Consider the following 14645-nt stretch of genomic DNA (forward strand, 5'->3'; position numbering starts at 1 on the left):
CCCGTCTAAAAGACAGACTTCCGGCATTTCGTTAAAGTCTGTCTAATAGACCCCGTCTAAAGGACAGACTTCCGGAATTTGCGCAAATTCAGTCTAATAGGGCCATTCTAAAAGACAGACTCCCCGCATTTCAGTAAACTCTGTCTAATTGCCCACAATAAAAGCAACCATCTTTTCATTAACTTTGTTCATAGCACCACCAGTACCCAAACCGCACCAACTATTCTAGTAAATCCCCCCTTAAAACCATCCTAAAACTACCTCAACTTCTGCTCGAAACCCTTAATATCCCCAAAGTAATATAAAAAATGCATGAAATTAGAAAAAAAGTTTTAGAAAATGTATAGATTTTTCTTTTTCTGTTCAGAATGGTTGAAGAGGTGATGAATTAATGAAAGAGGAAAACAAAGCGCCAAAAAAAGGTGGCCAATCTATTTTTCGTAAAAAGTGGTTTTTCCCTGCGGTATACTTAACAATTGCTGCACTTCTATTGGCAGTAGTAGTTTGGTACCAAAATATTGATAATCAATTACCAGAAGCTGGGGAAGATCAAGTAGGTGACAATTATACACCAAATCCACATGATGAGGATGCAGCACCTGTAATGGAATCACAGGAAGTCATTAAGATGCCTGTAGCAGATCAGGAACAAGCAGAAATCGTAACAAAATTCTTTGATTACGATGCATCCCAAGAAGATCGAGAAAGTGCACTGATTCTTCATAACAACCGCTATTACCAAAGTACAGGAGTTGACATCGTCTATCCAAACGGTGAAGCATTTGATGTACTTGCAGCACTAAGCGGAACAGTTATGGAGGTCAAAGAAGATCCTTTATTAGGTAATGTTGTCGTTCTATCACATGATAATGGGGTATCAACCTATTATGCTAGTCTAGGAGAAGTTGGTGTAAAAGCTGGTGATGAAGTAAAACAGGGTGATGTCATTGCTACAGCTGGAGAAAATATCTTCGGTCAAAACAATGGTACACATGTACATTTTGAAATCAGAAAAGATGAAAAGGTATTTAACCCTGAAGAATTCTTTAATCAACCAGTAAGTAAGCTAGAAAGTACGGAATCTGAAGATGTTTCTGAAGAGGACACGTCAAGCATTTCCTCTGAAGAAGTAGATTCAACTGACCCAAATTCTGAAGCAGATAAGGAAGAGACAACCGAGTCTGAAACAGAAGAATCGAATGAGGAATCTAAAGAAGATTCAAAAGAAGATTCAACGAATGAATCAACTGAAGAGGAATCTACTGAAAATCCAGCAGACGAAAGTTCAACTGATTCACAAGAATAATGGAAAAGAAATCCTAGTAGATTAACATACTAGGATTTCTTTTTTTAGAATACTATTCCCTCAAACTTCCTAGGAACAAACAACTCCATAATCTGTCAAAAGTCCTTCGTATATCTAGTTATAATAAGAAATATGTCGAACGATTATACCTTTTTACCATTGATTTATATGTTACTATTATATTGCAAGAATTTACTAGAATTTAATATATCACATTTAATAGACAGCAGTGTTTTTAACACTCTAGTATCTTTTTATAAATATAAATATCTATTAAACGCCTAGGTATCGTTGTGAAAGGACGGATTCACCAAAAATGAGTTATGGAAACATAAGCATAATGCCGGAGGATATGACGCCAATTTCAGAAAGCGCTGAATTAACCATTGGACAAATTATCCTACTACTGTCCCAGGAGCATGAAGAGCATGAAGTAATTGATTTAACTCGAAAATTCTGTTTGCAATCAACATCTAATGAAATAAAGAGAAAAGGTATGGAGTTCTTGTACATGAATGGTTTTTACGAAGATTTAAGAGTATTAATCACTAAAAACCAACTTTCCAATAATCCATCCAATCAATTATGGTCGGAAGTTTATCAAATTATCATGGATCGACGTGATAGAAAATATTCAGCAGGGGAAATGCGTACTCATTTACAAGAAATGGTCCCTACTGACCCAGAAATAAAATGCTTAATTGAACTTGTTATCGTGGATACATACTTTAGTCAACTGGATTTTGGGAAGATAGGGAACCTTTTGAACAAGCAACAAGAATTGTTTGAACAAATTCAAGATAATTTTATCCTTTCATGCTTTAATTTAAGGATTTATCAAAAGTTATTTGTTTATTATTGGAAACGAAATGAATTAATTATAGCAAGAAAATATGCCTTTAGAGCACTAAACCAAACAAACAATCCAACCACAAAAATTAACTTGCATATGAATTTAGCATTGTCTTATTCCTTTGATACATATTATCAAGGTATGTATCACTTAAAAGAAGCACTAAAAATTGCTGAAAAGTTTAATTTAGAAAATTCCATCCGCTTAATTAAAAATTTTTCAATCCCATTTCTAGCAGCTCACTTTGGTAAACCAAATGGAGTGGTTACTGATGATATTAGTGAACAAGCACATCTAGAAATTGCAAAAGGAAATAATGAGAAAGCAATTGAGTTATTAGAAGATATTTATAAAGAAAGTCCATTTAAGATGTATTATATGGGCCTTGCTAAGAAGGACAAAAACCTTTTATCGGAATCATGCGGTATGTTCGTCGAAAGAAGTGACTACTTCTTTAGCAGATTACCGTTAAATGCAATAAAAAACTTGGCACTATAAAGATAAGAATTAGGAATAAGAAAGAAATAGTATTGATGGGATTCAACTTGAATTTGTATTGATAGAATTAAGGGAGGAGGAATATCATGAAAAAAATCAAAACTATCTTTTTTACCGCATTATTAGGTTTTGCATTGCTTTTCACATTAATTCACCCTGCTAGTTCTTTATATGCCGACCCAGAGTACGGGGATTTAGAAAAAACTGGTTGAAATAAATGCCAGATTAAATAAGTTGAACCCATTCATATAAAAACCAAAAGTTCTATACATCTATATGGTATAGAACTTTTGGTTTTATTTTTTTGTAGGTAGGAAAGTATAAACACTTTCCGCCGACATAAGAAAAATTACCACACTCGTTAAAGGACGAACGAATGTGAGTTTTTCTAATCTGAAATGAGGTTATAAAAGTTATTGTTTAGTTCAAGGGCGAACGATTGCACTTTTTACTATGTTGAGTTCTTTTTAAGGTAAAATGAAGAAAAATTCAAAATAAAATAAAAAACATCTTGTCCTCTTTATCTTTCCATCCTTTTTTATCATAATCCTGACTATCCGATAATAAAATGTTACAAACCAAGCATTCAGTAAGTCTGAGGTGAGAGCTTATGTGGCTCTTTAAAAAACATCCTAATTGCTTGATTACATATTGGCTTATAAAAATATCTTAAAAGTTTAGTCGTTTATTTACTCTAACCATCTTTGTATTGTTGTTCACTAGTTGTTTTAAATATGTAACTCAACTCCTAAAGTAACCACATTATCAAGCCACTAAACATCCATCCTAGCAGTTGCTTTAAGGATGGACTACCGAAAAATGGCATAGTTCATTTTAGGAATCACCTAGTCTCATGTCTACACCTCAGGAAATATTCAACTAGGGAGGCGAACGGTGTGCACGATTACATCAAAGAAAGAACTATCAGGATTGGCGAACATATCGTCGAAACGAGGAAAACCGTCCGAGTGATAGCAAAAGAATTTGGTGTTTCTAAAAGCACAGTCCATAAAGATTTAACCGAAAGATTACCAGAGATCAACCCAGAGCTAGCTCAAAAGGTAAAAGAAATCCTAGAGTACCACAAATCCATCCGACATTTACGCGGGGGAGAGGCAACCCGCAAGAAGTACAAAACCAGCGATGCAGAAAAAGCAACAACCGTAAACTAGTTCATCACATGGTTTCATCTTCTAAAGGAGGTGGATGGTAGAGAGTACTTAAATCTTGATAAGAAGTTTTGGATTGGAAGTTAGAAGGGATTCGGTAAAGTGGAAAACGCACCAAAAGAGGTAGTTGTCCCCAAAAATAAGTTCGAAACTCTTACTTTTGGGAGCAGTACCAGGTGCGTTTTTTACTGTTAATTTTTCACTTTTAAAGTATATCTTATAGTTTAAATTGTCTAACCAACTCATTTAATTGTTCTGCCAACTTAGCAAGATGTTCGGAGCTTGCAGCTACTTCTTCCATAATGCTGCTTGTTTGTTGAACAGAGGCAGCTGTTTGTTCGATTCCTGCAGCAGATTCCTCAGAAACAGATGCAATTTCTTCGACTGAACCGTTCATTTCTTGCGAATTTGCAGCTATTTCTGCTAAGTTTAATGCAATTGTTGTAATACTGTTAACCATTTCTGATACAGCTTCATTAATACCTTCGAAAGTCTGACCAGTTGATTCTATTTGTGCCTTTCCTTGTTCAACTTCCTTATATCCAACTTGGAGAGATTCTGATACAAGATCAGATTCTTTCTGAATGGTACTTACAATATCTGTGATATCTGTGACAGAATCAGATACTTGCTCAGCAAGTTTCCTTACTTCATCAGCTACTACAGCAAATCCTTTTCCATGTTCTCCAGCCCTTGCAGCTTCGATTGCAGCGTTCAAAGCAAGTAGATTAGTTTGATCGGCAACGTCTTTAATTACGGTAACTAAATTTGAAATTTCCTGTGATTGCTTGTCCAGTCCTTGTACTTTTTTAACAGAATCTAATACAATGGTATCAATTTTATCCATTTGATGGATAGACATTTTCATTAACTCTGATCCATCTTTAGTCATATTTAGTACTATTTTTGAATTCTCTTCAATTCGGTAACCATTCTCATTAGCTTCTTGTACTTTTTCTGCAAATGTATTCATTCCAGATGCTAAATCACTAGCACTATCAGCTTGAGTCTCAGAACCTGATGCTAATTCTTGCATGGTAGTTGCGACTTGTTCAGAACCAGTTTTTACTTCCATTGCGGATTGTGTAAGTTCTTCACTTTGAGCGGAGACTGTTTCAGAGACTTCATGAATTTGATTTAATAGTCCTTTCATCTGGTGATTCATTTCGTTAGTTGCACGAACTAGTTGACCAATTTCATCTTCGGACTTAGCAGATAGTGGTTCCTGGCTTAAATCACCCTGAGCAATACTGGTCATTCTTTCCATGACCTTTTTGATTGGTTTTGTGATTCTTCTAGTTACAATTATTGATACGAAGATTGATAGGATAATTACAATACTTAGAGTAACCAAAATCGGTGTGATGATGGATTGTGCCTTTTCTTTAAAATCATCTGTATAAACAGTACCACCAATAATCCAATGGGTAGTAGCATTCTTATTAAATCCAATTATTTTATCTTCCCCATTAAATTGATACTCAATAATTCCTCGTTCTCCGGCACTTATTATCTTTTTGTAGTAGTCTTCTCCTGACTCATCCTTGCCGACATAATCTTTATCCGGGTGAGCAAGAAGTTTCCCTGATTTATCGAAAATAACAGCATATCCTGTTTCCCCGATTTTAATTTCATTTATCATGCTAATGAGCGTATCAACAAACACATCAGATGCAATAACGCCTTCAAGGTTTCCATTATTATAATAAGCCTTGGCAGCAGTAACAACCGTGTTTCCTGTGCTGGCATCCACATATGGCTCAGTCCAGATTACTTCTCCATCAGCTTGTATAGCTTCTTGATACCATGAACGATCCTTTACAGTAAAATTGGCACCAAGATCTGCTTCTGGATATATGATAACTTCCCCAGATTTATCAATTGCCGCATAAATACTACCGATGGATGGGGTGGTTTCTTGTGTTTCTTTAAAATACTGTAATACGTTATTTCGATCTTCTGTGGAATAATTGACTATATCTTCCTTAGAGGTAAAACGTTCTAAAGTGTTTGCGATATTTTCAAAGAACATTTCGAAAGTAGTATCCATACTTTCCATCTGGGACTCGACACTTTTAGATAATTCATCTGTTGTAATTTTTACGCTATAGTTATAACTTACGAAGGCTACAATACCTCCAGTAAGAATAATAAGAATTAGAAAAGGAAATAGTATTTGGTTTTGTACTGACTTACTAAAAAAGCTACCAATACTAAATCTGCCTTTTTTGAGATTTTTATTTGATTTGATTTTCATCATTAATTTTCTTCCCCTCAAGTTTAAAATAAATATAAAAATGTTTTATTTAAAAGATTATGAAAAAACTTTCCCTAATGGATCATCCTCATTTCTGGTGGGCTTGACATTTATGCAATATCCAATATATCAGTTCAAACAATGCATGGTATCCGGTTTATATTGTTCTTTATTCCACTTTAATTTAACAAAAAGTAAATAGAAAGATTTCTGCTAGCGGGAAACACTACTTGGAAAGAAATAGTCTTTGTATACCCTGATAAAGTAGTTTGTCCACTCATAATAGTGGGTGGGGTAATATCAATGTTTATTCCACTCTCTGCAATACTTGTTGCTAGTCCTCCACCAATCATATTCCCTAGCTCTCCACTAAATGAGGTAAGCATTTCGCCTTCTAAAGGCATACCAAACATTACTTCTGCAATTGAGCTGAAAACATTGGAGTCGCCAGATAAAATTAATTGGCCTTTAACATCTCCTGTAATTCCAATTAAGACTCCAAATGGTAGTGTTAGCTTATCGACTAGAAGTTCAGGCTTTGAAAGCTTCTGCTCCAGTGGAACAATGTTTTTTATAGATGTGATTGTCCCATTTAACAGATAAGTGATAGCTTTACTATTTTCTGTCTTTTTCAACTATAAAAGTCCCCTTTATAACTTAATGATCATGATGTAATTCTGTTGGTGTATATTCTCAAATAGCGTGGTGTGATTGTAGTAGTATGTAATATTAAATAACAGGCAGATGGTGTGACACATAAAACTTGTTCCGTATTGGTCTTATGTGTTTGACATTAACCTAGTTATTTAACCCTTGAGAATATCAATGGAAGGCATAGTTTAATAGGAGAATATACCTAATAAACATAATTTATATTAATTACTTAATAGTAATATTACAATACCTTTTTCTTATATTACGGAAATAATTATATTCCGATTATTCGTATTAAAAGTTTTATTAAGCGTAATTAAAAATTCATATAATCAGACTAAATACTTATCCTTTTGTACCGTAATAAACAAACATATAAAAACCTGCTTAAATATATCAAAACCTAAACGATACCCCTTATCTTCTACTCCTAAACAAAAATTTCCATTTCTTTTAAAAAATATTGCAGTTTTATGTCACATTTTGTGGTAATATATGATATAAGTAGCATTGTGTTTTCGGACAGGTGCAGAACGTAATAAATGAGGAGGATTTTGATGTTTTCTAGGGATATAGGGATTGACCTTGGAACTGCTAATGTGTTGATTCATGTGAAGGGAAAAGGAATAGTATTAGATGAGCCATCGGTAGTAGCATTGGATCGTAACACCGGCAGAGTACTTGAGGTTGGTGAAGCCGCTCGTCGTATGGTTGGACGGACTCCAGGTAATATAGAAGCAATTCGCCCTCTTAAAGATGGTGTTATCGCTGATTTTGATTTGACTGAAGCAATGTTAAAACATTTTATAAATAAAATTAATGTAAAAGGATTTCTTTCTAAGCCGAGAATGCTGATCTGCTGCCCAACGAACATTACGAAGGTGGAGCAAAAGGCAATTAAAGAGGCTGCTGAGAAATCTGGCGGTAAAAAAGTTTATTTAGAAGAAGAGCCAAAGGTTGCTGCAGTTGGTGCAGGTATGGAAATTTATCAGCCAAGTGGAAATATGGTTGTTGATATTGGTGGAGGAACAACAGATGTTGCAGTCCTTTCCATGGGTGATATCGTAACTTCCGAGTCTATTAAAATGGCTGGGGATAAATTTGACGTGGAAATTCTTCAATACATCAAGCGGAAGTACAAGCTTTTAATCGGAGAGCGTACGGCTGAAGATATTAAAATTAATATCGCAACAGTTTTCCAAGGTTCTCGTAAAGAGGAATTGGATATTCGTGGCCGTGATATGGTCTCTGGGCTTCCACGTACCATTACAGTTTATTCAGAAGAAATTGAAGAAGCTCTTCGTGAATCTGTTTATATGATTGTACAAGGTGCAAAAGCTGTTCTTGAGCGTACACCACCTGAATTATCAGCAGACATCATTGACCGTGGGGTTATCTTAACTGGTGGTGGTGCGTTGATTCATGGAATTGACCAACTACTTGCAGAAGAATTAAAAGTCCCTGTATTCCTTGCAGAAGAGCCAATGCATTGCGTGGCAAAAGGAACAGGAATCATGTTGGAAAATATTGATAAGATTGAACGTAGAAGAAGTATTATATAATGTAAGTTGGTAGTTAAGACTACTATCTTAAGAAAAACGAACGCATTCGCTTATCCTTTAGTGAATGCGAGTTTTTCTAAGGAACTCTAAAAACGAGTTCCTACCCACTACTTTCTAATAAAGGAGGGCGATTGTGATGCTAAGAGGTTTTTATACGGCAGCAAGCGGAATGCTATCTATGCAAAGACAACAGGAAGCATTAGCAAATAATATTGCCAATGCTAACACGCCAGGTTATAAAGCAGACCAAGCTACCATACGATCGTTTCCCGAAATGCTCATATACCAAATGGGTTCTCAAACAGTACCAACGAAAAATGCAAGAAATCTGCCGGTACAAAATCCAATTGGATCCATCAATACTGGTGTTTACGTACAAGAATATGTGCCAGATTATGTGCAGGGAGCATTGAAAGAAACGAGTGTATCCACTGATTTAGCACTAATTGATGGTAATTTTCCAGATGAAGCTGGAAGTATCTTTTTCACGGTGCAAAATGAAAATGGAGAGCCGCGTTATACAAGAAACGGGAACTTCACGGTAGATGGACAAGGCTTTTTAACAACGACACAAGGATATTACGTGTTAGATCAAGCTGGTAATCCGATTCAAACAGGCGGCATGGAATTCACTGTTACCCCAGAGGGACAACTTCAACTTGGTGCAGAGAATGTTCAACTAGGCATTGCCTATACAGCTGATGCCAACCAATTTGAAAAAGAAGGCAATGGACTTTTTAATGGAGAAGCAGGACCAGTACCAGCGGGTGTAACATACACAGTTCAACAAGGATTTCTAGAACAGTCTAATGTAGATGCGGCACAAACGATGACACAAATGATGGAATCCTATCGTTCATTTGAAATGAACCAGCGTGTGCTAAAAGCATACGATGAGAGCTTAGGAAAAGCAGTCAGTGAAATCGGTCGTATCGGTTAATTAACGAATCCTAAAGGAGGGAAAAGTCATGTCTAGAACGATGATTCAAGCAGCGGTTTCTATGAATCAGCTTCAACAAAAGCTTGATCTTATAGGAAATAATTTGGCTAACAGTCAAACCACAGGTTATAAAGCAAGAAATGCGGATTTTTCTTCACTCTTATTTCAACAAATTAATAACATGACCGACCCTGCCAATGCGGAGGGCCGTTTAACGCCAGATGGTGTACGCGTCGGTTCAGGTGCGAAGCTTGGTTCCGTCAACTTGGACCTGTCACTAGGTGCACTGAAGGAAACAGGGCGTGCGCTTGATGTTGCACTTACACAACCAAATCATTTATTCCAAATTGCAGTAACAGAAAATAATGTGACCGAAACGCGCTATACTAGAGATGGATCATTTTACTTAAGCCCACTTGAAAATAATCAAGTCATGCTGACAACTAAAGACGGTGACCCGGTTATGGGAGTTAACGGTCAAATTACATTTGCAGATGGCTTCGATGATATTCAAATAGCAGAAAATGGTCAAATTACGGTAAGACGTGGAGCAAACACAGAGGTTGTTGGACAGTTAACAGTAGTCGAAGCGGTTCGCCCAAGATTACTTGAAGCAACAGGAAATAATAACTTCCGCCTACCAGATTTAGCTGCACTTGGGTTTAATCAGGCTGAAGTCATTCAGGATGTGCCGGTTTCGGTTAAGAGTGGTACATTAGAAGCATCCAACGTGAATATGGCAAAAGAATTAACCGAATTGATCACAACACAACGTGCCTACCAATTTAATGCACGGACCATTTCTATGGGTGATCAAATGAGCGGATTAATTAACCAATTACGTTCTTAATAAGAAAAAAGATGATTGACGTATATGTTGCCAATAACTTATAGTATAAAAAAGAGCATTGTACGGAAAATTTGGGCATAGTTCTATCAAAGCCTTTGCTGTACCATCATTCGTACTTGGAGATAATGCGTGTAGAAATAGGTGAATCAAGTTATGTCCACAACAGACCAAATGGAAAAAACAAAGGAAGTAACGCCACAAGCACCTACAGAAGGAACACAAGTTGAGGCAGAGGTAGCTCCGTCTAAACAAGTTCCAGTTGAAAGTGTGAAAGAAGAAGAATCGAAACCTGCAGAAAAAGTAGTGGAAGAGGTTTCTTCTGATAAAGAATCTTCCTTAGAAAAAGAAAAAGAGCAGCGAAGAAGACGATCTGCGAGTGCGGAAGTCGAAATGACAGAAACACAAAAGCTTACTAGAAAAGAACAGAAGAAAAAGCGAAAAGCAGAAAAGAAACAGCATAAAATACAGAAACGCAAAAATAAAAAGCCAAGAATACGTATTTTCCCAATTTGGCTTCGTCTTATTATTGTCGTAGCACTCTCTATAGCTGCTTTAACTGCTGGATTAATGTTTGGTTACGGTGGACTTGGTGATGGTGAACCAAGAGATGCATTAGAATGGGAAACATGGCAACATATAATTGATATCGTATTTAAGGAAAGATAATAATAACCTGTACTCACGCTGGAGTGCAGGTTTTTTTGATTGTCTAGATTGGAAGGAAATGGATGATATTTCAACCAACGTTAAATAAATCAGAATCTTATGTTAGAATTTAAATGAATACTCAGAGAAAACATTAAAAACCGATGGAGGAGAGATTTGTTATCAGGAAATTAATGACTATATTCATCGTTCTTATATTATTACTAGCTGGATGTAGTAATGTCCAACACAATACAGATTTAGAAATCTCCATACTTTCGCTTGTAGAAAATAATAGCAATAATGACATTAGCCTTAATCAAATGACGTCTTTTGATTGGGAGAAGGCATTCCTTTTTACGCCTTATAGTACCCAAAAGGAGATAGAAAAACAATTAGGGGTTAACTTTAATGACCCAAGTAATATTAATATGAGGGACGATATATACTTACTTGTATTCATGAATGATGATAAGGTTGTTCAATATGTTGAAGTAGAACGTCATGGTGCTGATTTCACAATTGAGGGTAATGAGTATCTTACTCCCGCTGAAGATAGGATAATAATTGATAGGCATTAAAGGGATTTCTTTGGATTGTTTCAGTTATAACTATGGATTATCAATTTTCCTGTTTAAAAAGTGAGGAGATTATGAGCTCTAATTTAAATTAGTACTTAATACTAATACCAAACATTAATTATTTGTTATAATAAGAAAAAGCATACATAAAGGAGAGTTTACGTTGAATATAAACGAAATCAAGAATACAATTCCCCACCGTTACCCATTCCTTCTCGTGGACAAAGTACTAGAGATGGAAGAAGGAAAACGTGTAATTGGGCTTAAAAATGTTTCAGCAAATGAACCATTTTTCCAAGGGCATTTTCCTGACTATCCAGTAATGCCTGGTGTTTTAATTGTGGAGGCATTAGCTCAAACAGGAGCAATTGCTATGTTAGGAAAAGAAGAAAATCGTGGAAAAATTGGGTTCTTAGCTGGTATTGATAAATGTCGCTTTAAGCGCCAAGTGATGCCTGGAGATCAATTAAGACTTGAAGTGGAAATCGTTCGAGTAAAAGGACCGATTGGAAAAGGTAAAGGCATCGCTACGGTTGATGGAGAACTTGCTTGTGAAGCGGAGATTACATTTGCGATTAAATAAAGAATAAGAAAATGCTGCCATATTTGCGTTTGTGGTGGCATTTTTTTGTGATTGGGTTTTAGTATTTGGATAGGGCACTTGTTTTGTAAAATGGTCCCATGTTTATCAGGTAAGGGCACAAGTTTGCATTAATCAGTCGCTTGTTTAACAGACTAGGGCGCATGTTTGCATTAATCGGTCGGATGTTTATCGGGTTAGGGCAGAAGTTTTCAATAAACGGTCAGATGTTTATCAGGATAGGGCACGTACTCGAAAAATCCTCCCCAAGAAAATTGCTTCTATACCACCCAAAACTCGACATAATTCCCTAGGGTTCCTCTAAAAACATTAACTTTCTGTAAAAAATCTGTATTACTATGTAAAAATCGGGTTAAACTAATTGCGATAAGTTATAAAACAAGGAGGAAATGTCATGAAAAAGGAATTACTTATTAAATTAGGTGCACCGATTTTAGCTTTATCGTTAATGGCAGCTTGTGGGAATGATGATGATACAGATCCAATTGATGATGATAATGAAGCGCCATTAAATCAAGAAGATGATAACGGTAACGACAATAATCTTGAAAATGATGTCAATGACATGGAAGATAACATTGAAAATGATGTTAACGATGTGGAAGAGGACATCGAGGATGGCCTAGACAACGACAATAATGATAACAATAATGGTAGTGAAGATGGTAATAACTTAGGTGATGATGGAGATAACCACGGTGGCGATGAAGTAGGTCCAGACAATAATAAAGATGACGATAACAATAGCTAATTATACTAAAGTAAAAATCCCCTGGCTCAGCTAGGGGATTTCCTTATTTCTACAGCTTTATATCTACACTTTTTCCAAGCGTCGGATGTGGAGCTTCTACAACTGGTTGACTTAACATTTCTGTTAACTGGTTTCCTTGTTGATTCATTAGATTTTTAATATTTGTCATGACTGCCAGGCTAGCATCTGAGCGAACTTGGCTATTTGCCATAACGACAGAAAGTGCTGCAATATCCATATGAAAACCTCCTCATATCCGTTAGGCTTAAATAAACTATTATCTTCGTTTCATTTTATCACATAGAGAAGATATCTTAAATATAAGTATCGTAATAAAAATTATCCAGAAGGTTAATATCATCTTGTGCTTTTGGTGTTAATTTATAAAATTTTCTTGTCCTCCATAACTTTTCTTTACGTGTTTAAAGGCTTGAACACCACTAAAAAGATAGCTATTCATGTACCAATTCCGTGAAGTTATTATAGTTGTTTTAAGTATGAACAGGGATGTAGAAAAGTTGGTTGCCAGATATCCATCCAATATCAGTATAATTATCAATTAAGTAGTTAAAATTAGACTCAATGGAATAAATATGATTTAATTTTTATGTAGTTTTAAAAAATGAAAAGGTATGGTGATGGCATTTTGGACGTCCCACTGATATCCATCAGTATTGTTCTTATATTAATTATTGCAAATGGTATTTTTGCTATGACGGAAATTGCAATTGTAACTTCTAGAAAAGCAAGGTTAGAAAAAATAGCAGAGGACGGAGATAAAAGAGCAACGTTTGCACTTAAACTTGCAGAACATCCGAACCAGCTATTATCAACAATCCAAATCGGAATTACCTTGATTGGAGTTGTAACAGGTGCATTTGGAGGTGCAACAATTGCTGGCCAATTAGCTCCCCATGTTGCAAAAATTGAAGCTCTCGCCCCGTTTAGCTCACAAATAAGTATGTTTGTTGTTATTGCAATAACAACATATTTATCGCTAATTATTGGTGAATTAGTTCCAAAGCGAATTGGAATGAACAATCCTGAAAAAACAGCACTTAAAGTGGCAAAACCGATGTACTATTTTTCAAAAATAGGGAAACCACTTATTTGGGTGTTAAGTAAATCAACCGAATTGGTTCTGAAATTGTTCGGTGTAAAACAAAATAATGGACCAGATGTAACTGAGGAAGAAATTACTCAGTTGATTGAACAAGGTGTATACAGCGGTGTAGTAGAAGAAATCGAACACGAAATGGTGGAACAAATCTTCTATATGGGTGATCAGCGCTTAGGCGACATCCTAACCCCAAGGACGTATCTAGAGTGGATTGACCTAGAGGATTCACTGGAAGAAAACCTTGAAGTTATGAGTACAAGCAGTCACTCAGCATTTCCAGTCGGGGATGGAAGTCTAGATAACTTCCAAGGTATCATTCATACGAAGGTAGTTTTCACAGAATTAATTAAAAGAAAAGATTTCAACCTAAAGGACTGCGTTGAAAAAGCGCTTGTTCTTCCGGAAACAATGATGGCATTTCAAGCATTGGAAAGAATAAAAGACTCCGGTATGCACCAGGCTGTCGTTATTGATGAGTACGGTGGAATTGAAGGATTTGTAACTCTGCATGACTTTATTGAAAGCATCGTTGGAGACATGCCAGGTTTAGAAGATCCTAAAATCATCCAACGTGATGAAACATCTTGGCTAGCAGACGGACTAATATCTCTAGAAGTATTTAAAAAATATTTTGACATAGATGAATTAGAAGAGTTAAGAAGTGACACACACACCCTTGGAGGTTACATTACAACCTACCTAGGCGATATCCCAAAAGTAAATGATTCCATTCAGGTAGAAGATTTAAAACTTGAAGTAGTGGATATGGACCATGTGCGGGTGGATAAAGTGTTAGTCACTCGAGTAGAATTACCTGAGGATGAAGAGGAAGAATAAGGAGAGGGTTTGAAGCCCTCT

At 36.0% G+C, this 14645-nt stretch carries 15 protein-coding genes; 12 read left to right on the forward strand and 3 right to left on the reverse strand.

The window, feature by feature from the left end; genetic code table 11:
- Nucleotides 1-391 precede the first annotated feature (391 nt).
- The 4 genes from spoIIQ (at nt 392) to spoIIID (ending at nt 3829) form a co-directional block, all read left to right on the forward strand.
- A complete protein-coding gene (spoIIQ, locus tag K332_RS22400) occupies nt 392-1306 on the forward strand; it encodes a stage II sporulation protein SpoIIQ (RefSeq protein ID WP_036688758.1) in 915 nt (304 codons plus the stop codon).
- Between the two features lie 316 nt (nt 1307-1622).
- Entirely contained in the window at nt 1623-2657 is a 1035-nt protein-coding gene (locus tag K332_RS0111490; RefSeq protein WP_026907580.1) for an AimR family lysis-lysogeny pheromone receptor, read from the forward strand.
- 86 nt (nt 2658-2743) lie between these two features.
- Complete coding sequence (locus tag K332_RS24705) at nt 2744-2869, forward strand: hypothetical protein (RefSeq protein WP_281170921.1); 126 nt, start codon at nt 2744-2746, stop codon at nt 2867-2869.
- A 684-nt stretch (nt 2870-3553) separates the two neighbouring features.
- A complete protein-coding gene (gene spoIIID / locus K332_RS0111500; protein ID WP_026907581.1) occupies nt 3554-3829 on the forward strand; it encodes a sporulation transcriptional regulator SpoIIID in 276 nt (91 codons plus the stop codon).
- A gap of 214 nt (nt 3830-4043) precedes the next feature.
- On the opposite strand, the gene K332_RS23625 is transcribed toward spoIIID, so the two are convergent.
- Nucleotides 4044-6086, reverse strand: coding sequence for a methyl-accepting chemotaxis protein (locus K332_RS23625; protein ID WP_156914184.1), 2043 nt, complete (start codon nt 6084-6086; stop codon nt 4044-4046).
- Between the two features lie 176 nt (nt 6087-6262).
- On the reverse strand, nt 6263-6718 hold the full coding sequence (locus K332_RS0111510) for a chemotaxis protein CheX (RefSeq protein WP_026907583.1): 456 nt from the start codon (nt 6716-6718) through the stop codon (nt 6263-6265).
- Nucleotides 6719-7294: 576 nt separating this feature from the next.
- Between K332_RS0111510 and mreB the strand changes: the two genes are divergently transcribed.
- The 7 genes from mreB to K332_RS0111545 all read left to right on the forward strand — a co-directional run bounded on the left by mreB (nt 7295) and on the right by K332_RS0111545 (nt 12667).
- Nucleotides 7295-8299, forward strand: a complete 1005-nt coding sequence (mreB, locus tag K332_RS0111515) for a rod shape-determining protein (protein WP_026907584.1) — start codon at nt 7295-7297, stop codon at nt 8297-8299.
- A 136-nt stretch (nt 8300-8435) separates the two neighbouring features.
- The gene (locus K332_RS0111520; RefSeq protein WP_026907585.1) at nt 8436-9239 is read left to right on the forward strand and encodes a flagellar hook-basal body protein; all 804 of its coding nucleotides are present in this window, start codon (nt 8436-8438) and stop codon (nt 9237-9239) included.
- 28 nt (nt 9240-9267) lie between these two features.
- Complete coding sequence (locus K332_RS0111525) at nt 9268-10089, forward strand: flagellar hook-basal body protein (RefSeq protein ID WP_026907586.1); 822 nt, start codon at nt 9268-9270, stop codon at nt 10087-10089.
- A gap of 153 nt (nt 10090-10242) precedes the next feature.
- Nucleotides 10243-10755, forward strand: coding sequence for a DNA-directed RNA polymerase subunit beta (locus K332_RS24480; RefSeq protein ID WP_245604669.1), 513 nt, complete (start codon nt 10243-10245; stop codon nt 10753-10755).
- 173 nt (nt 10756-10928) lie between these two features.
- Complete coding sequence (locus tag K332_RS0111535) at nt 10929-11315, forward strand: hypothetical protein (RefSeq protein ID WP_036688762.1); 387 nt, start codon at nt 10929-10931, stop codon at nt 11313-11315.
- Nucleotides 11316-11478: 163 nt separating this feature from the next.
- Nucleotides 11479-11898 carry a 3-hydroxyacyl-ACP dehydratase FabZ gene (gene fabZ / locus K332_RS0111540; RefSeq protein ID WP_026907589.1) on the forward strand — a complete coding sequence of 140 codons (420 nt, stop codon included), beginning with the start codon at nt 11479-11481 and terminating at the stop codon, nt 11896-11898.
- Between the two features lie 412 nt (nt 11899-12310).
- Entirely contained in the window at nt 12311-12667 is a 357-nt protein-coding gene (locus tag K332_RS0111545) for a hypothetical protein (RefSeq protein ID WP_026907590.1), read from the forward strand.
- 49 nt (nt 12668-12716) lie between these two features.
- On the opposite strand, the gene K332_RS0111550 is transcribed toward K332_RS0111545, so the two are convergent.
- Nucleotides 12717-12905 (reverse strand): YjfB family protein, encoded by a 189-nt coding sequence (locus tag K332_RS0111550; RefSeq protein WP_026907591.1) that lies wholly within the window; start codon nt 12903-12905, stop codon nt 12717-12719.
- A gap of 384 nt (nt 12906-13289) precedes the next feature.
- On the opposite strand from K332_RS0111550, the gene K332_RS0111555 reads away from it, so the two are divergent.
- The gene (locus tag K332_RS0111555) at nt 13290-14624 is read left to right on the forward strand and encodes a hemolysin family protein (RefSeq protein WP_036688764.1); all 1335 of its coding nucleotides are present in this window, start codon (nt 13290-13292) and stop codon (nt 14622-14624) included.
- The last annotated feature ends 21 nt before the right edge of the window (nt 14625-14645 follow it).

The organism is Paucisalibacillus globulus DSM 18846, assembly GCF_000482485.1.
Classification (GTDB): Bacteria; Bacillota; Bacilli; order Bacillales; family Amphibacillaceae; genus Ornithinibacillus; species Ornithinibacillus globulus.